20 protein-coding genes, 4 pseudogenes and 1 riboswitch are annotated in these 25,784 nt (G+C 36.5%); of the genes and pseudogenes, 21 read left to right on the top strand and 3 right to left on the bottom strand.

The features are described 5' to 3' along the window. Window positions 1-54 precede the first annotated feature (54 nt). Window positions 55-2,427 (bottom strand): tetratricopeptide repeat protein, encoded by a 2,373-nt coding sequence (locus E7K77_RS05355; RefSeq protein WP_287526327.1) that lies wholly within the window; start codon window positions 2,425-2,427, stop codon window positions 55-57. Between the two features lie 310 nt (window positions 2,428-2,737). After that, window positions 2,738-3,520 carry a basic amino acid ABC transporter substrate-binding protein gene (locus E7K77_RS05350; RefSeq protein WP_101928688.1) on the bottom strand — a complete coding sequence of 261 codons (783 nt, stop codon included), beginning with the start codon at window positions 3,518-3,520 and terminating at the stop codon, window positions 2,738-2,740. Between the two features lie 173 nt (window positions 3,521-3,693). On the opposite strand from E7K77_RS05350, the gene E7K77_RS05345 reads away from it, so the two are divergent. The 4 genes from E7K77_RS05345 to guaA all read left to right on the top strand — a co-directional run bounded on the left by E7K77_RS05345 (window position 3,694) and on the right by guaA (window position 8,157). Further along, the gene (locus E7K77_RS05345; protein WP_325306398.1) at window positions 3,694-4,881 is read left to right on the top strand and encodes an amidohydrolase; all 1,188 of its coding nucleotides are present in this window, start codon (window positions 3,694-3,696) and stop codon (window positions 4,879-4,881) included. 78 nt (window positions 4,882-4,959) lie between these two features. Continuing rightward, window positions 4,960-6,108 (top strand): HAD hydrolase family protein, encoded by a 1,149-nt coding sequence (locus tag E7K77_RS05340; RefSeq protein ID WP_325306397.1) that lies wholly within the window; start codon window positions 4,960-4,962, stop codon window positions 6,106-6,108. 55 nt (window positions 6,109-6,163) lie between these two features. Next, on the top strand, window positions 6,164-6,361 hold the full coding sequence (locus tag E7K77_RS05335; RefSeq protein WP_008715202.1) for a 4Fe-4S binding protein: 198 nt from the start codon (window positions 6,164-6,166) through the stop codon (window positions 6,359-6,361). A 260-nt stretch (window positions 6,362-6,621) separates the two neighbouring features. Then, a complete protein-coding gene (gene guaA / locus E7K77_RS05330) occupies window positions 6,622-8,157 on the top strand; it encodes a glutamine-hydrolyzing GMP synthase (protein WP_021147641.1) in 1,536 nt (511 codons plus the stop codon). Window positions 8,158-8,461: 304 nt separating this feature from the next. On the opposite strand, the pseudogene E7K77_RS05325 reads toward guaA, so the two are convergent. Further along, a pseudogene (locus E7K77_RS05325) lies at window positions 8,462-9,440 on the bottom strand (IS30 family transposase). 62 nt (window positions 9,441-9,502) lie between these two features. On the opposite strand from E7K77_RS05325, the pseudogene E7K77_RS09975 reads away from it, so the two are divergent. The 17 genes and pseudogenes from E7K77_RS09975 to E7K77_RS05240 all read left to right on the top strand — a co-directional run bounded on the left by E7K77_RS09975 (window position 9,503) and on the right by E7K77_RS05240 (window position 25,660). After that, window positions 9,503-9,784: pseudogene (locus tag E7K77_RS09975) on the top strand (Eco47II family restriction endonuclease). Next, window positions 9,699-10,271, top strand: a complete 573-nt coding sequence (locus E7K77_RS05315) for an Eco47II family restriction endonuclease (protein WP_325306449.1) — start codon at window positions 9,699-9,701, stop codon at window positions 10,269-10,271. The pseudogene E7K77_RS09975 and the gene E7K77_RS05315 overlap by 86 nt, the downstream one beginning before the upstream one ends. A 21-nt stretch (window positions 10,272-10,292) precedes the next feature. Further along, the gene (locus E7K77_RS05310; RefSeq protein WP_325306395.1) at window positions 10,293-11,546 is read left to right on the top strand and encodes a hypothetical protein; all 1,254 of its coding nucleotides are present in this window, start codon (window positions 10,293-10,295) and stop codon (window positions 11,544-11,546) included. A gap of 4 nt (window positions 11,547-11,550) precedes the next feature. Further along, the gene (locus E7K77_RS05305; protein WP_325306394.1) at window positions 11,551-13,122 is read left to right on the top strand and encodes an AAA family ATPase; all 1,572 of its coding nucleotides are present in this window, start codon (window positions 11,551-11,553) and stop codon (window positions 13,120-13,122) included. Between the two features lie 485 nt (window positions 13,123-13,607). Further along, on the top strand, window positions 13,608-16,274 hold the full coding sequence (locus E7K77_RS05300) for a TrlF family AAA-like ATPase (RefSeq protein WP_325306392.1): 2,667 nt from the start codon (window positions 13,608-13,610) through the stop codon (window positions 16,272-16,274). 141 nt (window positions 16,275-16,415) lie between these two features. Further along, window positions 16,416-16,826 (top strand): annotated as a pseudogene (locus tag E7K77_RS05295) (hypothetical protein). A gap of 8 nt (window positions 16,827-16,834) precedes the next feature. Further along, window positions 16,835-17,014, top strand: a complete 180-nt coding sequence (locus tag E7K77_RS05290) for a hypothetical protein (RefSeq protein ID WP_325306391.1) — start codon at window positions 16,835-16,837, stop codon at window positions 17,012-17,014. Window positions 17,015-17,117: 103 nt separating this feature from the next. Continuing rightward, on the top strand, window positions 17,118-17,627 hold the full coding sequence (locus E7K77_RS05285) for a hypothetical protein (RefSeq protein WP_325306389.1): 510 nt from the start codon (window positions 17,118-17,120) through the stop codon (window positions 17,625-17,627). A gap of 142 nt (window positions 17,628-17,769) precedes the next feature. Then, entirely contained in the window at window positions 17,770-18,093 is a 324-nt protein-coding gene (locus E7K77_RS05280; protein WP_038125754.1) for a hypothetical protein, read from the top strand. A gap of 2 nt (window positions 18,094-18,095) precedes the next feature. Further along, on the top strand, window positions 18,096-18,398 hold the full coding sequence (locus tag E7K77_RS05275; protein WP_008715224.1) for a hypothetical protein: 303 nt from the start codon (window positions 18,096-18,098) through the stop codon (window positions 18,396-18,398). Window positions 18,399-18,416: 18 nt separating this feature from the next. Beyond that, a complete protein-coding gene (locus E7K77_RS05270; protein WP_008715226.1) occupies window positions 18,417-18,836 on the top strand; it encodes a GNAT family N-acetyltransferase in 420 nt (139 codons plus the stop codon). A 193-nt stretch (window positions 18,837-19,029) separates the two neighbouring features. Next, window positions 19,030-19,512 (top strand): GNAT family N-acetyltransferase, encoded by a 483-nt coding sequence (locus E7K77_RS05265; RefSeq protein ID WP_008715228.1) that lies wholly within the window; start codon window positions 19,030-19,032, stop codon window positions 19,510-19,512. Between the two features lie 52 nt (window positions 19,513-19,564). Continuing rightward, window positions 19,565-20,473 (top strand): DUF4062 domain-containing protein, encoded by a 909-nt coding sequence (locus tag E7K77_RS05260; RefSeq protein ID WP_008715231.1) that lies wholly within the window; start codon window positions 19,565-19,567, stop codon window positions 20,471-20,473. Between the two features lie 506 nt (window positions 20,474-20,979). Further along, window positions 20,980-21,168: riboswitch (cobalamin riboswitch) on the top strand. A gap of 202 nt (window positions 21,169-21,370) precedes the next feature. After that, window positions 21,371-22,544 (top strand): annotated as a pseudogene (locus tag E7K77_RS05255) (ABC transporter substrate-binding protein). A gap of 101 nt (window positions 22,545-22,645) precedes the next feature. Continuing rightward, complete coding sequence (locus E7K77_RS05250) at window positions 22,646-23,818, top strand: ABC transporter substrate-binding protein (RefSeq protein WP_325306388.1); 1,173 nt, start codon at window positions 22,646-22,648, stop codon at window positions 23,816-23,818. Window positions 23,819-23,834: 16 nt separating this feature from the next. Continuing rightward, entirely contained in the window at window positions 23,835-24,884 is a 1,050-nt protein-coding gene (locus E7K77_RS05245; protein ID WP_315308233.1) for a FecCD family ABC transporter permease, read from the top strand. Beyond that, window positions 24,881-25,660 carry an ABC transporter ATP-binding protein gene (locus tag E7K77_RS05240; protein WP_315308235.1) on the top strand — a complete coding sequence of 260 codons (780 nt, stop codon included), beginning with the start codon at window positions 24,881-24,883 and terminating at the stop codon, window positions 25,658-25,660. Before E7K77_RS05245 ends, E7K77_RS05240 begins: the two co-directional genes overlap by 4 nt. Window positions 25,661-25,784 lie beyond the last annotated feature (124 nt).

Below are 25,784 nucleotides of genomic sequence, written 5' to 3'. Positions count from 1 at the left end.
CACTTCCCAAAATTGTGTCCAATTTTGGGGGAGCAGCTCACTGGGGATGGTCTTTTATGTTTGTAAATCCTTTGGCACTGTTAATTGTTTCCAATTATCTAGTTCAGGAATTTCCAAGGTATTTATCGTTTTTTGAATCCAATAGTTTAAGGATACTTCGTTCCCCACATATTGTTCGAATAAGTAGGTCTTACCAGGCGTGTCTTGTGGGTTTCCATCGTCATCGATGGTATGACGGGCAGATTCTTTTAGATAGAGCTGCACTCTAAATGGAGTCGACTGATTGCCTTTAAAAATAAAATAGGATGGGCCCACAAAGTCATGGGTGCGAATATTAATTTGTTCGTATTTTTTCTCTTTCAATCCTTGCAAGGCAGTCTGAATCATAGCATTCGCATCGTCGTATTCCTCTAACAAGAATGGCTGTTGATCAACATCGAGCACGTAGTGCCAAGTCGGCTTTTCTTCATTCTTTTCGATAGACCAGTTCTCTTCGAGGCTAGGCAACTGACGATTATGGTAAAGCTCTTTTAATAGACTTAAGGTATTTTCTTTGTTGTATACGGCCTTATAAACGATTTCATGTCCTTCTGTTGGATCATAACCGTGCAGTCTTACTTGATAATTATTTCGTAGCATCCGCGTTACATCGAGCTTGAAGATATTGCGCAATGCATCTGGAACGGATAGGAAACGATTGTAAAAGCTGAGCTTCATTTCTTCTTGTGACTCTAAGGCTGTTTCAATGGTTTGCCAGTCATACAAAGTTGTATCCCACAGGAAGTCGTCCATAGTCACAGATAAACGGGCCGCATCTTGAGGCCAGGTGGCAGGTGCAGGGCGCACCGTAGTGGTGGATTCGGCAACGCCTTCTTTGTATTGCCAGTGACCATCAACCTCTTCAAAGGCAGTTAATCGTTCTTCTGCTTCGTCATCGATGGGAATATCCTTTAGCTCCGGATCTAAATTGGCTTTGTGAGACAAGATATATTGATGGGATTGCTCGTAATAGGATACGGCTTGATCTAAATCTGGTTTGCCTGTTACATAGCCTTTTTCGTAGGCATAGCCTAAGGCAACACGTGTTAAAGCGCGCGTAATATCGTAGAAAAGAACGCGATCTTCTTCTTCGAAGGCACGTTGCTCTTCATCTAAGACACGCAGTAACGATTGTACACCGAAGCGAATGTTTTTCATCACCCCTAAACCGTGGATTCGCATGTAACCGATATAGGGCAAGGCGAACATAAATCGATCTTTTGTAGCCGCCATATGTGTTAAGTCTGCTATGAGACCCCAGTCGAGAGGCAGGTGGCCTATGTGAAAGATATATCCAAAGGCCGCCTGTAAGGCGGTGTAGCCCGCATCACTAAACTCTTTCGTTGCAGCGCGGCGGTAGAGACCTATGGCTTTTACCGGATCGTAGGGGATAGTACAACGTAAATTTTTGGCATCATAGAAATGATAGTAATAATCCGCTAATTCTGCGATGCTTTCAGATTGACCTAAGGCGGCACCTTTAGTGAACCACGTGAAAGCATCCTCGAATTTACCGTTTTCATGGCAGTCGAGGCCTGTATATAGCATCATGGCCGGGTTGCCAAGCTTGGCCGCAGTCTTGGCGACGCGGCGCGCATTGGAAAAGTCGGCTTCGTCGATATAGATATTGCGCAAGTTTCCTTGGAACATGGCAAGACCGTTGTCGAGAGCCTTATTAAACCATTCTTTCGCCAGGTTAGATGCATTTTTTTGCAATTTTTCGTCTGGCACGGTGCCTTGTAAGGCGGCGATACGATCCTGTACAGAGTTTGCTGTAAGGCTTCTTTGAATGCGTTTAGTCCAGCTCATGGGCGGTGGTGTTAGCATAGCTTCAGCGGAGTCGATGCGATTATCATCGCGCCAGAAAAAGACATTGCCTATAACATATTGGCAATAGGCATCGCCTCGATTCGCATGGTCATAGACAATGCGGAAAGCATCATCGAAGGAGATTTGCATATCCTTCTCGACGGTAGGTGTGATGGATCCTTTGATACGCAAGGCTTGTAATGTACCGATAGGGCTACAACGGCGAATGCTATCGTGTAAGCATTGATAGGTGCGCATATTATCCTCTGGGAAGTTAAACTCTTCCCAGGTAAAGCGAGGGCCTGCATAGACGCGTGCCAAGAGGGCATAGGCGTCACCTAGCTCTCGCGCCTCTGGATCATTGGCTATCTTGAGAGCATCCTCTTTAGTGTCTATATCACTTTCAAGACGGCTTGTCTTGTCGTTTCGTAAGGCTCTATCTTTTAGCTGACTAGGATTTTGCTGATTATTGACGATGAGCTCCAATTGACGTAAGCCTTCTTGAGCCATTTTTTGATTATAGGATGTAAAAATCATGTGGAAGACCTTTTGCAGGCGTTCCGTAAAGTACTGTGCCATTAGGCCTCCTTTTATACATGTATACAGTAAATACATATTTATTATATATCGAACGCGAGGTACCGTAAAAGAGGCAATACTAGTATATCTGTATGTTCTCCATTGATATCATACTGCTATCAGTTACCTGCTTTCATAGTATACTAGCCTATTTTTACTCTATATCTATGCATAATACAGAATCTTAGGTATAAATTGGATTTAAGCACAAAAAAATCCCCTCTGAAGAAAATCTGCTGTCACAAATTTTATGTGATGTCTGCAATCTTTCAGAGGGGTTATTATGTATCCTAGTTCTTAGGAATACATATTATTTTTTGTTGTAATCGCCGAACCATTTGTCGTAGATTTTTTGGTAAGTGCCGTCTTCTTTAAGTTCTTTAAGAGCTTTGTTAACAGCTTCTTGTAAAGCTTTGTTGCCTTTTTTCACGCCAAGAACTGTACCTTCAGCTTTAGTAGGTTCGCCTACGAGTTTAAGGTCTTGATCAGCACCTTGTTTGAGGTAGTACATAGCAACTGCATTATCGATGATAGCACCGTCGATTGTACCAGCTTTCAATTCCATGAAGATATTAGCATTAGAATCGATTTGTTTTACAGTTGTACCAGGAATTTTTTGAGCCATTTCAACCGGGATTGTACCGATTTGAGCGCCTACAGTTTTACCTGCTAATTCATCCATGTTGTGGATTGTTGTGTTGTCTTTACGAACAACTGTGATGAAACCGCCTTGGTCGAAGTATACATCGGAGAAGTCCAATGCTTTTTCACGTTCAGGTGTAGCATTGATGCCTGCTGCGATCATGTCGATATCGCCAGATTGAACTGCTGGAATCAAAGCATCGAAGCCCATGGATTTGAATTCCATTTTTAAACCAAGTTTTTTAGCAATTGCTTCGGACAAATCAACGTCGAAACCAACGTATTTGTCGCCTTCAGTGAATTCGAACGGTGGGAATGTAGTTTCAGAACCTACACGCAATACACCTTCTTGTTGTGTCATTTTAGGTTTGTCGTTGCCACAACCAGCCAATAAACCCATTGCTGCTACCGCTACGAGGGCGATGGCTGTCAATTTTTTGAACTTAAACATAGTATCCTCCTCAAACATCCATATACATGGTTTATACATTTCTGTTTATATTGTACGGAATTTTACACCAATAGGCAATAACATTGTATAATTAAGAGTAAACGAGTTTTCTATTCTTTATTGTAGAGTATCATAATCCTTTACAATAATGTGGTTATATACATGGAGGCAATATGTCCCTTACAACTACTTTTGCTGATCTTTGTAAAAGCTTCGCACCTGATGCGTTTGCCATTAATTACACATTAGCCAAGAATCCTGAGATTTCCAGTCAGGAGTTTGAGTCCGTCAAAACCATAGGCGCTGTTCTCGAAAAATATGGTATGGACGTAACCTATGAATTCTGTAATTTGCCGACTGCCTTCAAGGCGTCGGCCGTGGAAGTAGATAATCCCAAAGGGCGTTTAGCCATACTTTGTGAATACGATGCACTACCTGAGGTAGGCCATGCATGCGGTCACTCCGCCAGCGGTGCGATGAGCGTGTTGGCTGCATTAACACTACATAAAATGCAAGAAGAGAGCGTAGCTTTCAACATGGACATCGATATTATTGGCACACCAGACGAAGAAGCGATGGGGTGCAAGGTGGATATGTGCAATGCAGGGGTGTTTAAAGAATACGATTTTGCCATCATGGTGCATCTCGACGGCGAGGAAACACGGCCTAATTCACAATTTTTGGCACTTGATTGTTTCCGTGCTAAGTATCACGGTAAGCCAGCCCATGCAGCCGGAGAGCCTTGGAATGGCATCAATGCGGTAAATGGTGTGCAACTCGCCATCCATGCTATGGATATGATGCGCCAACAAGTGCGCCCTGAAACGCGCATCGGCACGTGGATCATTGCTGGAGGTACCGCATCTAATGTGATTCCTGCCTTCGGTGAATTAGAGGTTACCGTGCGTCATACGGAGCGTGAGTACTTGAATTGTTTATCTGAGCAAATCAAAAACATCTTTGAAGGGGCTGCCCTTTGTACAGGTACAACTGTGGATGTAGAGTTTTATGGTAATCCGTATGATGATATGAACCAAAACCACCGTGGCACAAAGCTTATCGAAGAGGTAATGGCCGACATGGGCCTCGATTTTGAACCTGGTCCGGCAGCCCTCGGAGGTAGTTCAGATATTGGCAATGTAAGCTATCAATGTGCAGCACTCCATCCTAAATTGCGCCTCGCTGGCGAGCCGAAGGTGTGCCATTCTAAAGAATTTGCCGGTGCCATGTTAGAGCCTACCATTGAACAAACCATCATTGATGGTGCTAATATTATTGGTGGCGCTTTACTACGACTCGTAGAAAACCCAACAACCTTAGAAGAAATCGTAGCTGAATTTAAAGGATCTCTAGGGGAATAGTCATAGGATACTATGAGGATACTCATTTGAAATTCAAGATATTGATAAATCTATTTTAGATACCATGAGGGAGGCTGTATGTCCTCAAAGGAAACATTAACTATAAAAAATTATATTGGTCTTATAGGTGATAAACCAATTCGATTTATCGCGTCCGATGTAGATGGTACCTTGGTAAACGATGCAAAAGCGATTCCTGAGGATGCTATTGGGGCGATTCGTGCCGCACGTGAAAGCGGCATTCGCGTAGCCATTGCTTCTGGCCGTGCTTGGAATGAGATGAATGATGTCATCGAAAAATTACCGTGCTTACGGTATTTCATGTGCACCAATGGTGCCTATGTGATGGATAAGGATGAAAACCGCAGTCTATTCCACGTAAATTTTGATAAGGAACAAGCTCTACACTTGTTACGCAAACTGTTAACCTATGGCGTATATGTAGAGGCCTATGTGAAAGACCAAATCTTTGGCATGTATCCGCCATCTAGATGTATTACTCCTGAACGCTTAGGGGCATGCGCTAGCGAACGCAATGAGGGAGATAAAAAGGTTCATGGAATAATGGATAACCATTTACCTAATACCAAAAATCAGATCTCTGGTACAGGAGACACTCGTTTGCCAGGCGCAACTTACGATCATTATGCATTAGCGGAAGGCAACGAAGTAGCAAAGGTAAAGATGTCTGAATGTGAAATAGAGCAATCTAATTTCTTCTTTAGACCTAATATTCGTCCATTTATCTTAGCTACGCGGACAATGGTATGTGATTTGCTAGTTCATATGGAATCCTTAGACGAAGGGCCTGAGAAGATTCAAATCTTCTACGGTGATGAACCGATGCGTCAACGTATCTTGCAAGACTTGCGCGATGAATACCAAGGTCTATCCCACGACGGTACAGGCCGTGAACGCTTCTATGATGTGCTACTCTCTAGTGAAGGTAATTTAGAATTCGTCTTGCCCCACACTACAAAGGGCACAGCCGTAGAAGCCTTGGCAAAACATTGGGGCTTAAGCCCTGATGAGGTAATGACACTAGGGGATAGTGAAAACGACCTATCTATGCTACGCTTTGCGGGCGCTGGTGTAGCCATGGGCAATAGCAAGCTGAACATTAAAGAAGCGGCACGCTATGAAACGACAGACAATAACCACCAAGGCGTGGCAAAGGCAATCTATTCTGCTATTGCGTATAATAGTGAATTAAATAAGAAGAAGTAAAAGTAGATAATGTTAAGCTTGGCACAGATACACCGTAGATAGGAGGTGATGTATAATGGGAAATCTAAAGTTTAATATCGATGACACTTGCGTTAAATGTGGTGCTTGTGCTGAGGATTGTCCTGTTCAATGCATCACCGAAGGGAAAACTCGATTTATCATTGGAAAAGGTTGTATCAGTTGTGGCGACTGCTATTCTATCTGTCCCGTGGGCGCTGTAAAAATGTATAAGAGAGAGGCTCCTAAAAAGTGATAGCTAGATATCTTTCAGCGTTGTTAGCAAATTGACTTACATACGGAAAGCTCTTAAAGAGTGATAGTTAGAAATCCGAACATTAAAGATTTATTTATAATCTACATACGGAATATATGGAGTCGTTATACTTCCTATGGTATAATAAAATGTAATGAAAAATTAGCGTTTAGTTCGGAAAAACGCGCCCCAGTACAGGTATGTATGGGCATAACAAATAGTGAATATACTTTCACAAATAGATGCATATGGAGGAAGGCATGGAAAACAAGGAATTTGTAATTGTTGTTGACTTTGGTGGTCAATATAACCAATTGATCGCGCGCCGTGTTCGTGAAAATCACGTATACTGCGAAGTATATCCATACAACAAAGCGCTGGATAAAATTAAGGAATTGAAACCGCAAGGTATCATCTTCACAGGCGGTCCTAACAGCGTGTATGAAGAAAACTCTCCAAAAATTGAGAAAGAGATTTTTGAACTTGGTATTCCTATTCTTGGCATGTGCTATGGTATGCAATTTATGGCGCATACATTGGGTGGCGAAGTTAAATCTGCGGACAACCGTGAATTCGGTAAAACACCTACTAAAGTGGACACTACATCTCCATTGTTCAAAGGCTTGGAAGAAGACCAAGTCGTATGGATGTCTCATGTTGACTATGTAGCAAAGGTTCCTGAAGGCTTTGAAATCGTAGCACATACGAAGGATTGCCCTGTTGCATCCATGCAAAATACAGAACGTAAACTATATGCTATGCAATACCATGCAGAAGTATTGCACACTGAACATGGCAAAGAAATGCTTCACAACTTCTTGTACGAAGTTTGTGGCTTCACAGGCACATGGACAATGGCAAACTATGCGAAATCTGCTATTGAAGATATCCGCAAAACCGTTGGTGATGGCAAAGTATTATTGGCTTTGTCCGGCGGTGTAGACAGCTCCGTTGCGGCAGCTCTTATTTCTAAAGCTGTGGGCGACCAATTGACTTGTATCTTCGTTGACCATGGTTTGATGCGTAAAAACGAAGGTGACGAAGTAGAAGCAGCTTTCAAAGATTCTGGCATGCATTTCATCCGCGTCGATGCAGAAAAACGTTTCTTAGATAAATTGGCTGGACTTGAAGATCCAGAAGCTAAACGTAAAGCTATCGGTGAAGAGTTCATTCGCGTATTTGAAGATGAAGGCCGTAAAATCGGTTCCGTTGATTTCTTAGCACAAGGTACAATCTACCCTGACGTTATCGAGTCTGGTACTGGGGAAGCTGAAGTTATCAAATCTCACCATAACGTAGGCGGCTTGCCTGCAGTGGTAGATTTCAAAGGTCTTATCGAACCATTGCGCAACCTCTTCAAAGACGAAGTGCGTGAACTTGGTTCTGAATTAGGTTTGGCTGATTACCTCGTATGGCGACAACCATTCCCAGGTCCTGGTCTTGCAATCCGCGTAATGGGCGAAATCACTAAAGACAAGCTTGACATCTTGCGTGATGCGGACTACATCTTCCGTGACGAAATTGCAAAAGCTGGCCTTGATCGCAGCATCAACCAATACTTTGCCGTATTAACATCTACACGTACTGTAGGCGTTATGGGTGACTTCCGTACATACGACTACACCTTGGCATTGCGTGGCGTAACGACAACAGACTTCATGACTGCTGACTGGGCACGCATCCCTTACGACGTATTGGACACAATCTCCCGTCGTATCGTAAACGAAGTACAACACATTAACCGTATCGTGTACGATATTACATCTAAACCACCTGCTACAATTGAGTGGGAATAACAAAAACTAATATGATACTGTTGCGAAACGCTTAAAAATACAGGGGTTTAGCGATTTTGGAGTAGCAAAATTCTCTAAATGATACTGTTTTGATACTAAAAACAAGAAAAGGCAGGTCTAAAAGGGAGTTGTTGTATTTAGGTAAACAGTTTAGAAAGCCTTCCATCTTTTTTTGGTGGGAGGCTTTTGTAGAAAATAGCGAGTGACAAATTTGAATTTGTTGTTGAATTAATGAGGAAGACAAGAAATAAAAAAAGTTTGAAAATTGCAATAACAAGTTGAACATTATCAGCTAAATAGTCCATCAGGTCGCATAAGAGTAAATCCTGTTCAGTTCGGCCTCGAAGAGTTCATCCGGTGTTCGGTATCCGAGAAGTTTCCTTGGCAACTCGTTACACCAGAGTTCGACCTGAGCTATCTGCTCATCTGAATAGCTATCAATCCGTTTTCCTTTCGGAATAAACCTGCGAATTAATCCGTTATGACGCTCCACAGATCCTTTCTCACAGGATGTGTAGGGATGGGCAAAATAGACCAGTGTTTTACTCAGAGTCTCCAAGTTAGACAGTGTCGAAAACTCGGAACCGTTGTCTGTGGTGATTGCTTAAAGACATCATCCCAGTGTTCCTCAAACTGAGAACGAACTGTTGACAGAGTATTCATGACGCCGTTCAAATCACGACCGGGGACACGAATCATCCAGTACTCCCTGGTCTTTTGCTCAATCATGGTTAGTAGGGCATCATCGTTATTATTTTTTGAGCCGATAACGAGATCCGCTTGTTTTTATGGATCTGCGACTTTTTAGGTGATCTGTGAAGTTTTTCCGGAAAATCAATGTTCTTGATTCCAAGAAGTCCGAGATTAATGTAACCATAACGTGTTTTTGTACAGACAATCTGATCTCTGGTGAATAATTCATCCTCTAAGGCACGGCCAATACAAGTATCAAGTGACCATCTTTCTTCGAAGAACTTCTGCTCTACAAAAGAGATGAAGTTAGATTTCTCGAAAAAGTCATAGTGCCGGCAGCATGACTGGCGATTTCGCTCATAAGCATCTTGTCCGGCAGTGGCTTTGTAACGGAGGATATTTCCTTTGTATAGTGACACAGTTCCGCGTTTGATCTCATTTCTAACGGTGTTCGGTGCGCAGCCGATTTCTTTGGCAATACTGTTAGGGCTCCATCCGTCTTTGAGTCGAGTCTGAATCAAAACACGGCATTCAAATGTAAGATGTTGTCCTTTTCTGTGCTCATTTGCAGTATAATGTAAGTGGTCCATAGGGATTTTCTCCTTGTGAATGAAGTTTAGGCACTTACATTCTACCAAAGGGAGAGAGCCTTATGGACTTTTTGTGTTACTTGTTCAACTTGATTTTACAATCGGCGGAATCTTTCGATTTAAAACGTTTCAACAAAAATATTATCGATCCGATAAAACTTATTTTTGATAAGATGGTGTATCAATCATCATGGGAAGAAATTGTAAGTAATGAAATATTTTGTTAAAGAGATAAATCAAATAATAACGATATAGGGTATTTCCATCGAAGAATTTTTTCAGTATATAACAAAGTGTCATGTTCCGCCCAATGGAGAAGAGGGCGGTTGGGATGTCATATATGAAGATGCTAATGGAATTGAAATCCCTGATGCTGGTAGTGTTCATGCTGTGTATGTTGAGATGAAGAACAAACATAATACGATGAATTCAGCTTCAGCCGGTGAGATGTTTATTAAAATGCAAAATCAGCTTTTGAATGATGATTGTGCTTGTTTTTTGGTTGAAGCGATTGCACAGCGTTCTCAAAATATCAAGTGGGAAACTACTGTAGATAAGAAAAAAGTTGGGCATAAATTGATTCGTAGAGTAAGCCTTGATCAATTTTATGCACTTGTAACGGGGCAGGAAGATGCTTTTTATCAAATGTGTATGGCTCTTCCAACAGTAATAGAAAAAGCGGTAAAAGATTTTGAAGGAACAATTGTTTCTCATGACACAGTTATTGATGAATTAAGAGAAATGGCAGCTAAACAGGATATTGAGTCCGAAGATATGGCAATTGCAATGGCAGCATATATGCTTGGATTTGGCAGTTACAAAGGATTTTAGAGTGGATTGGTGTAGTTATAAATGACAAGAGTGAAGAATTTATCTTATATGAAAATAATACGTATTATATGTTTATCAAGCATATATTTATTTATAGATTTATGTATTTATGAAATATCCGTTTTTTATGGTAAGAGCAATTTCTTTTTCTTTATTCCTATTTTACTATGGATATTGGTTACGTTGGGGAATAAGATATTCAGATATAATATATCGGAACAGTGGAATATTACTGCTACAATAATTACATTTTTTGTTTTGTGTATAGTTGAAAATTTGAATATTGTAAATCAAGTTTATGCGAGAAATCGTTTTACAATACTAACTATACTCACAGGTATTTTCTTTATAAGTGTGTTGATATTGAAAAATGATGCTCATATAAAAGAAAATTCAGTATCTTCAAAGAATTCCACCCATGAAGATCTATTTAATCTTTTTTATATAAATACATCTAAAGTGCACGAAATTGCGATGCTTATTGATAATAAAATAATGAAAACAGTTGAGAGAGAACAGATTTCGGAGGAATTATTAAGAATAACCTCTACTTTTTCTGCTAAAACAAGTACTTTATCAGGAGAGACTTCTGCGGAAAAAGAAGATAATTACAAAAAGCGTGTTTATGAAAATTTTGATGTTAAAACAACAAAATCAATAATGTTAAGAAAATTGTATGAAGTCGCAAAAAATAATAACAAAACCATTCAAAATATATTACCAGGGCAATTAATTCTTTTTAAAGATGTTGAATTAAAAAGAAGAAATATTGATGATACGGTTATGATTTTAAATGTGCTACGGGATAGTAAATTGAAAAATCAAGAGAATGATAGCATAGAAATAAATATGAATAAAATGATGGAGAAGATGTTGGATGACTTTACTATTGACTATCAATTTGAACAAAGTATTTTGGGTGATTGTGACAAGATGAAATGTCTTATTCAACTGCCATATAAATCAAATGAAAATTTTGAGAATGGGTACCAACACAATGATTTGCAACTGGGAAAACTAAGTATAGTTGGAATATATAGGGGGAAAATAGATTTTTCAAAACGAGAAAGTGTTTCGTCGAGATTTTTAGATTTGATATTTGAGTCTTATAAAAGTGAAACAGATCAAAATGATGATGACATAATGAAAGAAAGTTCTGTTACAAAAGAACAGAAAGAATTCCCATTGGATTTCAGACCTAATAAACTAAGTGAAGAAATGCATTTGATTGATGTTATTGCAATTATTCAAGAATTAAATATTAATAAGGAGTGAGTTGATGAATAAAGTTTTATATGTATTTGACTTAAAAAAAATGGATGATTTTAAATTTCAATTTACTTCTCGGAATTTTGTTAGCATTGCGTTAATATTTAACTTAGCTCCGAATATAGACGATATAAATGATTTAGATGATGATTTTATTAATAATTGTATAATTGATATTACGGCACTGGGTTTTGAAAATGGATATTATAAATTGTTTATTGAGCGGTATTTGTATACTTTAATTGAAACTTTTGAAAGTGTTGAGTTTTCAATCAATAATAAAACAAGAGATGCATTTTGGGAAAAATTTCCTTATATGTTTGATGGAACAAATGAAGAATATTTACTAATAGATGAGGATAATAAAGGCAAAGAAGATATTATCCCTATGGATAAAATAAATATTGCACCTATTTCTATATTAATATATAGACAATCTTTGATAGAGGAACTTTTTGAAAAGTATCAAATTGTGTCTATCGGAAGCTTTTTTGCGTATACGGATAGTATCAATTATAAGTTTAATGGTGAAGTAATTGAGGACATTCTTTCGGAGAAAGATGTTCATTATATAGATATCACTCAAATGGTGCATACATTTGCATTGAGGAAAGACTTAATTTTAGCATTTGAAATTATTTTAAGACAAATCCAAAACAAAAAACAGGATATCCAATTTTTGATTAGCGAGGATATGGAGGGAGAACTAAAAAAATATTTACCATTTACATTTAAGAAAAATAATGAGGTTTTCAATTTAAATGGTGAAGAAGAAACTTATGGTTGTGAAACAGAGCTATCTTTGGACAGTATAGTATCAAAAATAATCAAAAATCTTACATTTCAATTAAAGGGACATGAGGATTTTAAAAAAGATTTTAGCTTTAATCTTAAAAAATTTGCGTTATTAAATAAAATGAAGCAACGTAAGATTTTTTCTATTTTTTTAACTGGAGAATCAGGCATTGGAAAAACAGAATTTGCAAAAATCTTGTCAGATATTATGTATCCAAATCAAGCACTTATAAAAATAAATTTTGGAAACTATTCTAATGAAGGTGTTTTAAACAGTTTGATTGGTTCACCGCTCGGTTATATTGGAAGTGAGGAAGGTGGAGAACTTATTAATAAAATGAAGCTGTCAAAGTCAAAAGTAATTTTGATTGATGAATTTGAAAAAGCCACACCAAGTGTATTTCATTTTTTTTATGAATTGCTTGAAGATGGAAAATTTACTGATCGACATGGCACAGAACATAATTTGAATGGATATATAATTGTATTTACATCAAATATTTCTAAGGAGAGATATTTAAAATTACTTCCAGATCCACTTAAATCAAGGTTTGATATGGTGTATCGTTTTGTAGAATTATCGAGCGAAGAGAAAATAAGATTTATCAATGAAAGTGCAAAGGCACTGAGTACAAAGATATATGAAAATACATCAATAAAGGTAAAAATCGATAATATTAGTTGCAAGTTGAATTTGCTAATCAAATATAATAATTTACGTAGTATTAAAAGAAAAGTAGAGGATATTGTAATAGAAGAATATTATAAAGAGATAGATAATAAGTAAGATTAGAAAAATATGAATAATGTGTGCCAATAGAAAAGCACTTTTACTGCAGTATCACTCTTGATACTGTTTTGATACTAAAAAACTTAAAAACTATAAAAAATAGGTATAAAACACTTAAAAATAGAAATAAATAGATACTGTTTTATAAAAATGAGAAATAAATATGTTACGGTAATTATTGAGTGGGAATAAAAATTAACTTTATATAATTAGTAAAATGATTAGATCTATTTCAACTTAAAGTATTGTTTAGTGGATATACTTAAATATATCCAAAAGGGCTTTTGAATAATTAATTTGTATATCTGCTATACATGTAAGATAAACAGAAGGTTATTAGAGACATATATTATATTTCAGAATATGACTTTGATCATTTGTTTGAAATATAATTTAGTAGAAATTGTATTACTGTCAAATAAGTATCGCAGTCTATATATAAAGAGCATTGCGATACTTATTTTTGATTGGGGAGATATAAAGTGGCTTTAGCAAAGTGGTATAAAATTGATTTTCATACACATACACCTGAAAGTAAGTGTTTTCCTGATAAATCTATTACTCCGGCGATGTGGTTGGAAGCAGCAAAAGATAGTGGTCTTAATGCTGTGGTGGTAAGTGATCATAACTCTGTTGGTTTTATTGAAAAAATAGAATCGATAAAACATGATTATGAAGAGAAAAATAAATTTAAAGTTTTTTATGGTATTGAGGCCTGTATTTCTGCAGATTTCACTCATATTCTTATAATTTTTGATGATGTAATGGGTGTAAAAGCTATAGAGGATGCAGTAATTGGCTGCTTAGGCTTGACACGTGATAAATGGGGAAATACAGAGCAATATGTTACTGAAGATGACTTAAAAAAATTATGTAATAACTATGGAAATAGTATTTTTGTAATTCCTGCACATTTTGCATCTAATAAAGGCCTTGGAAAATCTAATATCCATGCGATAAAAAAATATCAAGAGTTTATCAAGTTTTCTGCTATCGAAGTTAGAAATGATGAGGATGTCAGAGAATATAACAATAAGGTTAGTGCGGGCGTTATCAATCAAGCAACTCTTATCACTGGATCAGATAATCCCTCATCTCGTGATATGACAAAACACTCAGTGGAAGGTTTTGGCAAGGCTTTTACATGGGTAAAAGTATCAAATCTATCCTTTGAGGGGCTAAGACAAGTATTTATTGATCATGAATATAGATGTATTAATTGGTTACAATTACAAGATTTTGGTGAAGATTATAACCCTAATGAGATATCTTATAATTATATATCTGGTATGAAGTTTAAGGGGATATCTCATATGACTGATTTAGATATGAGATTTTCGCCTCATTTAAATTGTATAGTTGGTGGACGTGGAACTGGAAAGTCCACTATCGTTGATGCGATTAATTACGGTGTTGGAAATGAAATAGACTTAGGAAAGTATACTCTTTTAGATAAGACATTGGAACGTGATGGTTCTATTACGACATTTTTTAACTTTGGTAAATTAAAATCTTATCAAATTAATCTTTGTAGAAATGGAAAAAGTACAAACTTAAGAGTTGAAGATGATAGTGGACTTGTAAATGATTATCCACAATTTAAAATTGACTTTTATGGACAAAAGGAAATCTTTGGGTTAATTGATAATGATAGTGATATAGACCGTCAAGATATAAGTCCGCTTATAAAAATGATTGATAATAAAATTGGACCTGAATTATTTTCATATAATGATGAGGTTAATAAAGCGTTATCTAATTTAAATCTTTTATCAAATACATATGTAAGTAACATAAGAAGAATACAAGAGATACCTGAGGTTAAGGCTCAGATTGAAAAAGCTGGAGCTATTCTTAAAAATTTTAAAACAAGTGGATTTAATGAAGCTCGTTCTGCGTATGAGGTGACTAATAGATTAGTTTATTCAATTGAACAGAATGTAAATATTGAGAAGAATATGCTTATTACTTTTCTTACTAAAATTAATGATATAAATCATTATTTTGAAAAAGAAAACGCTCTTTCATCAGAGCTGTTTAATAATGGGGCATATAATGATAATACTATTTTACAATTAAAAAATTTAAATGATAAAACTATTGAGTTTTTAGCTGAAAAATTAAAAGAAATAGAAAGTATAGAGCAAAGATTTATCTCTTCAGATTTATATGCTGACTTAATAAATAAAAGAGATAAATATAATACAGCACTAAGTACGATTCAGAATACGGGAGGGGAGGATATTAATAAGATACAAAATCAGTTACAAAACTATCAGGAGCGTTATGTGGAATTAAGTAAACTACAAATAATGCAAGAAGGATTGGAATCTGGAATTGATGATGCTATCGAAACGTTTATAGCTAAAAGAATCGAGTTATCTTTGAAGCGATGTGAGGTCGTAAGAGGGCTGGATCTTGAGGGAATTAAAATAAATCTTGATATTTTTGGACATATTTCACGTTGGAAAGCGAATCTACAAAAAGAGTTTGGGAAAGAAGGGATTTTTGATAGTGATTTTAGTAAGTTAAGTAAGTGGGTTTTGTTGCCTGATAATGATTTTGCAAATTATAAGAAGTTTATTAAGTTTGTACTCATTGATAAAAGTGGAGATTTAAATAATTATTGTAATATAACCTTTGATCACCGTTTTATAAAGTTGTGGATTGATAAACAAAAAAATGATACTTTAAGTTCACTTGTTAGAATTGTTCCAGAAGATAAAGTAAATATTAAAATTGTTGAGCCTTCTGGGGAAATAGATATTAATGAAAGCTCTCCTGGACAAAAAAGTGCTGCTATTCTCGCATTTATTCTTAATAGTGGAGATAATCCATTAATAATTGATCAACCAGAAGATGATTTAGATAATAGTTTGATTTATAGTTTAATTGTTAGATCAATTAGGAGAATGAAAAGCAAGCGGCAGATTATAATCGTTACTCATAATCCTAATATTCCTGTATTGGGTGATGCAGAAGGGATTTTTATTTTAGATAGAAATTCAGATGGTAAAGTAATATTTAGAAAAAATAAAAAGGCTGGATGCATAGAGGAAAAAGTCATTAAGGAAGGGATTTGTGAAATTATGGAAGGTGGGAAATCTGCATTTAAGAAGAGAGAGGAAAAGTATTTAAGTGCTATATAGATAATAACGTTTAGATTCACTATATACTTAGCCCTCTTATCTTATAAGATGCAATAAAAGAAATGTATTATTAATTAATGAAATAAGCTTGTACTTATTGAGTCTTATTTTCTGGTGTTATTAATTGTGTAATAAGGTCATATGAAAACAACAAAATCTTTTGGCGAGTATTCCAAGTATTCTCTCCATGATGCAAGGGTACAGAAAATAGAATACGCTAATGATAATTTGATCCTTACCTTTGAATATATTTTTTCTTATGAGAACGGTGTTGAACAGACTCATAAAGCCAAGGTTGTATTTGAGACGTGCGATATAGATTTTTTTGAAATTCTCGTGTTTAATAACACAATACTAGATACTTTCACAGGTAAAAGAATTGAGTTGCCTCAGTATCAACAGGATTATAGTGAAAGCGAATTTGAGGTCATTACGGAGACCTATAATTGGGGACACGCTGTATTCTAGGGTTGGTTATGGACCGAAGGAAATCCCGTACACTGTATAATGAACATATACTTTAAAGGTGATATGGTATATGTAGTTGAATGAGGCCCGAAATGAGTAATTTAGATCTTACTATTGGCTGTACAGTTACTTTCTTCAGCAAGAAGAGGAGAACTCTACCGAATTTAAATAATGGAATGTACTATCCTCATTTTGTTATAAAAGGTACCGAGGAATATCTTGATATTAAGTTTATTGATGGTGAAGATGTCATCTTTGATAAACAAATATGAGGTAATATGTTGTTAGTTTTTGAAATTGTAAATTATTTTGTTCTAAAAGCAGGTACGGAGTTCTTTATTATGGAAGGTGTTAATTCTGTAAGGACGTAAGAATATGAAAACTTTAAAAGAATTTTTAGATAGCCCTATATATTTAGATATTATAGAGGAATTAGGGCCTGATAACTTTAATAAAGAACTACAAAGTATAGAAATTCAAGAACTAAGAAATCGATTGAATCAAAGGCAATTCTTATTAGAAGGGTTTAATTGCAAGTTATATTCTGAGAAAGAGTTAGTGCAGTTTTTCGAGCAATTAATAGAATACAATCGTAAAGAACTGATTCTTTGGAGTAAGGCCTTTTGGCAATACAGTGATGAAACTTGGGAAGAATATTCTGATGGTGAATTTCCAAAAGGCGAGGAATTAGATATAGAAGATAAATCAACTATACTTGAGATAGGAAAATATTCTATAACGAGTATTGCTATGTATATGATTGAATTTGATATTTTGAAAAATCATACAGAAATATTGGGAGATTACTATAAACGAATGCATCTTCCTAGTGCAGTGAAATACGCACGAGAAATTAAAGGGCTTTATAAAAGTCTTTTGGGTTAAAATATATAATATAGTTTTAGAAGATAAGGAAATTTTTAAAAAGGTTATAGATTGATTAGATAATCTTAACATAGAGCAATTTAGTTTTTCCTCGGATATACTTTAAAGGTGATATGGTATATGTAGTTGAATGAGGCCCGAAATGAGTAATTTAGATTTTACTATTTGCTGTACAGTTACTTTCTTCAGCAAGAAGAGGAGAATTCCACCGAATTTAAATAAAGGAATGTATTATCCTCATTTTGTTATAAAAGGTACTGAGGAATATCTTGGTATCAACTTTATTGATGGTGAAGATGTCATCTTTGATAAACCAATTCAAGCTAACGCTTTACCAGTATATGAAACCGTAGATTATTCTGCTATACAAGCAGGTACTGAGTTCTTTATCATGGAAGGCGGCAATATTGTTGGTGAAGGGATTGTAAAAGAAATCTTTCAACATAAACCGTATGGGAGTAAATAACTATGGGTTATAAAAATGTATGTGTAAACTGTAGGATCTCCTTGTCGGAGGGCACAAACTACGAGTTGTTTAACAGAAATAAAACCTGCCCTACGTGCAAAGGTAAAATGTATCTTGTGAACGAGAAGTTTAAGGCTCCTAAAAAATCTAATGATAAAGAATGGAAGATTATCGAGTATTTGTTGTTGAGTGGCTATGATTTCCGTAATCCTTATTGTGGATATGAAGAATGTATTTATTTTGAGTTCCCTAAGAATCTACAAGAGGCAGAGGCGTTTATCCGTGAGATGCGAAAGTTAAAGTAATCATTTGAAGGAGCTTTTATGGCGATTACGTATACCGAAGAAAAGAATTTTACGCCCCAGCAAGTAGCAGAGTTGTTTCTGTCTGTTCGTTGGGTGGTAGGTAAATATCCAGATCGATTACATAAGGCTTTAATGAATTCATCTCGTGTGATTACAGCTTGGAATGGAGATCGTTTAATAGGTCTTATTCGCCTTATGGACGATAGTGAACTTGTGTGTTTCATCAATTATGTGCTGGTTCATCCTGATTATCGGGGCCAAGGTATTGCTGGTCATTTGCTTGAAATGGTGAAAGAGGCTTACAAGTCTTATTTGTATATCAATGTTATGATTGGTGATAGCAAGAATGCACCATTTTACGAGAAGCATGGGTTTAAGATAAAAGATAACTCCTTACCAATGCAATATCGTAATGTGCCTAAGTATACGAAAAAGTAAATATAGTAAATATAAGGTTCAGCAGAAAAAGGCTACATGTAATATCTCTACGTGTAGCCTTTATGGCGTAAAGCGTTTATACTAAAAATGATTTATTTTAGCCGACTCATTTTAAAATGTGTTCTATACAAATATATAAATACATAAGTATATAAGCAAATAAGTACATAAGTATATAAAGAAGGATATTAATATGTTAATACGAAAAGCGACAACCGCAGATTTAGATGTAGTTACACATATCGAAGCAACATGCTTTCCTCCTGCCGAGGCTGCACCTCGTGAGGCTTTTAAGGAACGGTTAAAGTATTACGCAGGTCATTTTTTGATTGCCTTTGATGGAGACACACCTATTGGTTTTATAGATGGTTTTGTGTCTGATGATGAAATCTTAACGGATGAGATGTTCGCAGATGCTTCCTTACATAATCCCAATGGTGCTTGGCAGATGATATTTGGTCTGAATACAATGCCTGAGTATCGGAACCATGGCGTAGGGGGCAGACTGATTGAGGCTTTCATAGAGCTGGCGAGAGAAGAAAAGCGAAAGGGCGTAATTTTAACTTGTAAAAAAGAAAAGATTCCCTATTATGCCAAGTTTGGCATTGTAAATGAAGGTGAATCGGAATCTGATCATGGCGGTGCTAAATGGTATCAAATGCGAAAGGTACTTTAGTTTTAAGCGGTTAAATTGACGGTTTTATTTTTTATAAAAAGGAGATAATAAGATGAATTGTATCAAATATCAGGTTTTTATAAGTTCGACGTACAAAGATTTAATCGAAGAAAGAAAACAAGTATTACAAGTATTGTTAAAGGCAGATTGTATTCCAGCTGGTATGGAAAACTTTGTTGCTACAGATGATGAACAATTTAATGTTATTAAAAATGTTATAGATCTTTGTGATTACTACATTTTGATTCTAGGACGTCGTTATGGTTCAATAAATGCAAGAACGGGAATTAGTTATACTGAAATGGAGTATAACTATGCAATAGAGAGAGGTATTCCTGTTTTGGTATTTTCTATAGATGATTCGGCAGAAATTGATCCTGAAAAGATAGAGAAAGATCCTATAAAAAATGGTAAATTAGCAGAATTCAAAAAGAGAGCTATGAATAATCGCTTAGCAAGTGTGTGGCAGGATATGTCTGATTTAATTGCAAAGGTTGCAATTTCAATTATGCGTGCAAAAACTGAGATAAAGAGACCAGGGTGGCATAGAGGCTCAAATGATAGCCTAAAAACTTTAAGTGAGAAAAATTGTTGTTTAGAGGCTGAAAATACTGAATTAGAAAGTAATTTTTATAATAAGTTGATAGAATTACATTTTGTAGAAAAGGTATATATTTTTACTGATAGTACTAGAGTTGACACGGATAACATTAAAGTTAATTTATCTGAACTGTTTAAATTTGTTTCATTAAGGTTAACAGGTGTTAAAACAGTATTAGCGTTTGAAAATGCAATAAGTGCTTTTAAACCTGGGTATGAAGTTGAAGAACAAGATGCACTAATTGTTAAAAATAAATTTGAGCACTTGAAACTTATAGAATGTTATGTAGGAGATGATAATATTGAATATATAAGATTAACTAATTTAGGCAAATCGATTATGAACAAATTAAATGCATAAATTAATAATCATAATAGGGAAAATATTTTCTACTAGTAACGATTATTTTAATATAAAAAATAATACCAAAGTATTTATTGAAAATAGAAGATTAAATAGATGTTGAGCTGGAAACGCATTCGAGTTGATAGGCTGTAATTACGATATGATATAAAGTGCTTGTAAATATCTAAATTAAAGCATTTCAATGTATATATTAGTTTTACGATTAGATGAGTTCTTAGTGAGAAAAGTATTCTCAATGGTAATGGAATTTATGTTATTTTTTCTAGTATGTATTAGAGTATATCTCATATCTAGAAAAAGGATTATGATAATTCTGTGTTTAATTAATCCATAAAAAGAAATTATAGAATATGTGATAGTCTTAAATGATTGTTATGATAAGAAGCTAAAAGTTAGCAGTGCAGCACTTTTTTTTATATTATGTAGAGCTTTATGCGTATATAGCAGTACCCCTATGTGTTTATTGACATGGTATGCCCCTCATGCTACGATGAGGAAAATCACATATGATTGGGTTAGGTGTCTATTGACTTAATAGAGAATTTGGTACAAGCCAAAGCGGTCACGCCACTGTAACAGCGAGGTACTTTGCATAGAGGGTGAAATGCTCTCGGTCACTGAAGTTTTTGGGAAGGCGCAAAGTAACGTTGAACTGGAGCCAGGAGAACTGCCTAATTAACAATTGCCAATTGACCTGCGAGAGACAGGGATGGGGATTGATATAGATGAATTTATACTAGCTATGCATAGTTGAAAGCTCATACTATATGCTAGCTTATTAGGCGTGGTAGTTAGTCTAACTGAGATGACAGCCCGTTTCCTCTTCGTGGGGAAACGGGCTTTTTATGTGAACTTATAGTGATAGTTTTAGGTGAGAGAAGAGAGGTACTTATGTTCAAACAAAAGAAGTTTATGGCGTATTTAGCCACGGTTTTCCTCTTAATTGTTAGTATGCTCATCGCTGCATGTGGAGGTCCTAGCGAAACGAAAAAAGATACGGCGCAAAATAACAAGCCTATTGAAATCACAGACGTAACAGGTCGTACGGTAACGCTTAAAAAGCCAGCAGAGAGAGTTGTCTTACAATGGAGTGGTGCTGGTGGTCCATTCTTTACGATTTCTGCCCTTATGGGTAAAGATACTCCAAAGGTTATTGCCGGTATGGATACATCTTTGCAGGATTACAGGGCGGATATGTGGAAGCACTTTACTGCTGAAATGCCCGAGTTAGCTACTATTCCAGTAGTAGGTACCATCGGTGATAAAACATTTAACGTGGAGCAAGTTATTTCCTTGAACCCAGATGTTATTTTCATTCCTGTTGACTTGAAAGAACAATATGAGTCCGATGCTAAACCAAAACTAGATGCAGCAGGTGTACAAACGATTTATATCGACTACCATGCTGAAAAACTTGAAAGTCATCAAAAATCCATCGAAGCCATCGGTAAGGCTCTAGGTAAAGAAGAACGTGCCGCAGAGATTAAGAAGTTCTATACGGATCGTGTTACAAGAGTTCTTGATCGAGTTAGTAAGATTAATAAACCTAAACCAACTGTTTATATCGAAGTAGGTATCAATGGTCCAGAAGAATATGGTCACTCCTTTAGCAATAATTACTCTTGGGGCGCCTTAGCCACTATGGCTGGTGCCGATGTGATTACAAAAGATGCAGTAAAAAAATCAGGACCTATTAATCCGGAATTTGTATTAGAAAAAAAATCCAGATATCATCATGATAATGGGTTCTTACTGGCCTAAAAAACCGACTTCTATGCGTTTAGGTTTTGAAGCAACCGAAGCATCTTCTCAAGAGTTATTGAAAGCTTTCACCACAGAACGTCAAGGTTGGAGCGAATTAAAAGCTGTTGAGAATAAACAAGTTTACTCTGCGCACCACGGTCTTCCACGTGAAGTCTTTGATGCAGCCGTATTCGAATATTTAGCAAAAACCTTCTATCCTGAAGAGTTTGCGGATATAGATCCTGAAGCTACACTTAAAGAGTTCTATGACAAATTCTTGCCATTCTCTTATAGTGGCATCTGGTTTATGCATATGAATTAAGAGTGTGTTGTGTATGAAGGAGCTGATGATGTAAAACCCAAATAAATGCTGTTATATATTGTGTTTATTAGAACTTATTAAGTTTGGAATCGAGGTATTCTATGTTTAAGAAAAAGAAATTTATGGCCTATCTTGCCACCGTGCTCCTGCTAGTTGTGAGCATGATTATGACAGCTTGTGGTGGTCCGGCAGATACGAAAAAGGATGCGGCACAATCTGGCAAACAAATTGAGATTACAGACGTAACTGGTCAAAAGGTTACGTTGAAAAAACCAGCAGAACGCGTAGTAGTTCAATTGAGTGCTTCTGGTGGTGCGTTCTTGACTATGGCTGCGTTGCAAGGCAAAGATGTGGCTAAGACTATTGTTGGTATTGACCCTTATTTAAGCAAATTGCGTACAGATATGTGGGATCGCTACAAATCTGAAGTGCCAGAGTTGGAAAAAATTCCTCTCATTGGTAACGTAAATGATAAAACATTTGATGTGGAAAAAGTAATTTCCTTAAACCCAGATGTTATCTTCATGCCTTTATATTTCAAAGATCAATATGAAGCTGATTACAAACCTAAAATCGATGCAGCTGGCATTCCTACTATCTATATCGATTACCATGCGGAAAAGCTTGAAAATCATCAAAAATCTATTGAAGCTATCGGTAAAGCATTGGGTAAAGAAGAGCGTGCAGCAGAAATCAACAAGTTCTATACTGATCGTTTAACAAGAGTTATGGACCGCATTAGCAAAATCAATAAACCAAAACCAACAGTTTACATTGAAACAGGTAACGAAGGTCCAGAAGGTTTAGGTTTTGCGTATAGTGCAAACGTAGCATGGGGCGCATTAGCAACGCAAGTAGGTGGCGACCTTATTACAAAAGATGTAGTTCAAAAAGCAGGCCCTGTTAATCCGGAATTTATTTTGGAAAGAAACCCAGATATCATAATGATTATTGGTTCTTACTGGCCTAAGAAACCTACATCCATGCGTTTAGGTTTTGATACAAATGAAGCAAAATCTCAAGAATTGTTGAAAGCTTTCACTACAGAACGTCAAGGCTGGCCGGAATTGAAAGCCGTTCAATCTAAAAACGTATTCTCTACTCACCATGGTTTACCCCGTGAAGTATATGACGTTGCGGTATTCGAATACTTAGCTAAAACATTCTATCCTGAGGAATTCAAGGATGTAGATCCGGAAGGCACACTTAAGGAATTCTATGATAAATTCCTTCCATTCTCTTACGGTGGCGTTTGGTTTATGCATTTGAACTAAAAAGGAGTTTTTCGTAGTGACAGAAACTAACAATCAGTACGATTATAAAAAACAGAGCTATAAAAAGCTCATGTTTATTATCATCGGTCTGATCATTTGTACGGTAAGTTTTGTTACCGATATTATTGTAGGCCCTGCATCACTTACGTTAAGTGATGTATGGCTCGCATTAACAGACCCAGCAGAGGTTTCCAAAAACGCATATGTTATCATTTGGTCGATTCGTCTTCCGACGGCCATTATGGCATTGCTCGTAGGTGCTTCTTTGGGCATTGCTGGTGCTGGCATGCAGACTATCCTTGATAACCCGTTATCTAGCCCGTATACACTTGGTATATCCGCAGGGGCTGGCTTCGGTGCATCTCTCATGGTTGTTGTAGGCGCTAGTGCATTAGAGTTTTTAGGTGTCTTTATGGTTCCATTCGGCGCCTTTGTATTTGCTAGTTTGACGAGTTTCTTTATCTATTCCATCAATAAGATTAAGAATTTCTCCTCTGAAACGATGATTCTCGCCGGTATCGGTATGATGTTCTTGTTTCAAGCGCTTCAATCCTTGATGCAATATATGGCATCTCCTGAGGCCCTTCAAAACATCGTATTCTGGACGATGGGGAGTTTAGCTAAGGCAAATTGGGTGAACATCTCTATTGTTCTTATCGTGCTAGCAATCATGCTTCCGCTTATGATGCGTGAATCTTGGCGTTTAACAGCATTAAAATTAGGCGATGAAAAGGCTTCTGGTCTTGGTGTTAATGTTGAAAGCTTACGAGTAAAAGTGTTTGCTTTCATCTCCATCATTACAGCCGTTGCCGTTTCTTTCGTTGGAACCATTGGTTTTATCGGTATTGTAGGACCACATATTGCACGTATGCTTGTGGGTGAGGATCAACGGTATTTCTTACCGTTATCTGCAGTGTGTGGCATGGCGATTTTGTCTCTCGCATCTATTGCGAGTAAGATGCTCGTTCCTGGGGCGATGTTCCCAATCGGTATTGTGACAGCAATCATCGGTGTACCTTTCTTCTTCTCGTTGGTATTAACTAGGAAAAGGAGCTATTTCAAATGATTGAAGTTCATAATCTAACCTTTGGTTATTCCTCTACGGAAGACGGACAAATCTTAAAGGGCGTTGATTTTACTGCTAAAACAGGTAAATTGACTGCGCTCATTGGTACTAACGGTGCTGGTAAATCTACACTTTTAAAAACAATCATGGGTATCTTGAAAGGCAAAGGCGAGATTTCCGTTAACGGTAAACTTGTATCTCAATATTCTACTAAGGATTTTAGTAGTACAGTAAGTTATTTGTCTCAAGATAATGACTGTAAAGTCAATCTATCTGTTTTTGAAGTCGTTATGCTAGGGCGCATGGGCTCCATGTCCTTCCGCGTAAGTGATGAGGATATTGCAGCCACACAAGAGGTATTGGAACGGTTGAATTTACAGTGCTTTGCATCGCGCAGCATCATGGAGCTCAGCGGTGGTCAACGCCAACTTGTGTTCATGGCGCAAGCCCTTGTAAAAGAACCTAAAATCTTAATTCTTGATGAACCGACAAGTGCTTTAGATTTGTACAAGCAATTTGACTTATTAACATTGCTAAAAAATCTGACTCAAGAAAATGATTTTACAACACTCGTAACATTGCATCATCTTGATCTGGCGGCTATGTTCGCAGATGAAATCATCGTGCTTAAAGAGGGTACAGTATATGCTCAAGGCGCGCCGAAAGACATCTTTACAGAAGCCATGATGGAAGATGTATACCGTGTTAAAACGAAAATTTATATGGATGACAATGGGCTACCTCATGTAATTCCATTAGAAGCTATTATTAATTAATAGGATTCTTTGTGATTGCGTTGAGCTTATTATAGTGTTGGAACTATTTATTATAGATAATCATTGACGTGAATCCAGTTATATTAATAGGCTGTAAAATAATTAGTTAATAATAAAAGAAGCT

The sequence above is a fragment of the Veillonella parvula genome, assembly GCF_032577575.1.
In the GTDB taxonomy this organism is placed as follows: domain Bacteria; phylum Bacillota; class Negativicutes; order Veillonellales; family Veillonellaceae; genus Veillonella.
The sequence above is the reverse complement of the archived record's forward strand: the minus strand, read 5'-3'. Positions and strand labels throughout refer to the sequence as shown.

Bases quoted from the DNA above. Each gene is read 5' to 3' on its own strand.
- E7K77_RS05260 (WP_008715231.1), top strand. From the start codon at position 19,565: ATGAATTGTATCAAATATCAGGTTTTTATAAGTTCGACGTACAAAGAT.
- E7K77_RS05350 (WP_101928688.1), bottom strand. From the start codon at position 3,520: ATGTTTAAGTTCAAAAAATTGACAGCCATCGCCCTCGTAGCGGTAGCA.
- E7K77_RS05305 (WP_325306394.1), top strand. From the start codon at position 11,551: ATGAATAAAGTTTTATATGTATTTGACTTAAAAAAAATGGATGATTTT.
- E7K77_RS05310 (WP_325306395.1), top strand. From the start codon at position 10,293: ATGACAAGAGTGAAGAATTTATCTTATATGAAAATAATACGTATTATA.
- E7K77_RS05290 (WP_325306391.1), top strand. From the start codon at position 16,835: ATGAGTAATTTAGATCTTACTATTGGCTGTACAGTTACTTTCTTCAGC.
- E7K77_RS05345 (WP_325306398.1), top strand. From the start codon at position 3,694: ATGTCCCTTACAACTACTTTTGCTGATCTTTGTAAAAGCTTCGCACCT.
- E7K77_RS05285 (WP_325306389.1), top strand. From the start codon at position 17,118: ATGAAAACTTTAAAAGAATTTTTAGATAGCCCTATATATTTAGATATT.
- E7K77_RS05335 (WP_008715202.1), top strand. From the start codon at position 6,164: ATGGGAAATCTAAAGTTTAATATCGATGACACTTGCGTTAAATGTGGT.
- E7K77_RS05265 (WP_008715228.1), top strand. From the start codon at position 19,030: ATGTTAATACGAAAAGCGACAACCGCAGATTTAGATGTAGTTACACAT.
- E7K77_RS05280 (WP_038125754.1), top strand. From the start codon at position 17,770: ATGAGTAATTTAGATTTTACTATTTGCTGTACAGTTACTTTCTTCAGC.
- E7K77_RS05250 (WP_325306388.1), top strand. From the start codon at position 22,646: ATGTTTAAGAAAAAGAAATTTATGGCCTATCTTGCCACCGTGCTCCTG.
- E7K77_RS05240 (WP_315308235.1), top strand. From the start codon at position 24,881: ATGATTGAAGTTCATAATCTAACCTTTGGTTATTCCTCTACGGAAGAC.
- E7K77_RS05270 (WP_008715226.1), top strand. From the start codon at position 18,417: ATGGCGATTACGTATACCGAAGAAAAGAATTTTACGCCCCAGCAAGTA.
- E7K77_RS05275 (WP_008715224.1), top strand. From the start codon at position 18,096: ATGGGTTATAAAAATGTATGTGTAAACTGTAGGATCTCCTTGTCGGAG.
- E7K77_RS05355 (WP_287526327.1), bottom strand. From the start codon at position 2,427: ATGGCACAGTACTTTACGGAACGCCTGCAAAAGGTCTTCCACATGATT.
- E7K77_RS05340 (WP_325306397.1), top strand. From the start codon at position 4,960: ATGTCCTCAAAGGAAACATTAACTATAAAAAATTATATTGGTCTTATA.
- guaA (WP_021147641.1), top strand. From the start codon at position 6,622: ATGGAAAACAAGGAATTTGTAATTGTTGTTGACTTTGGTGGTCAATAT.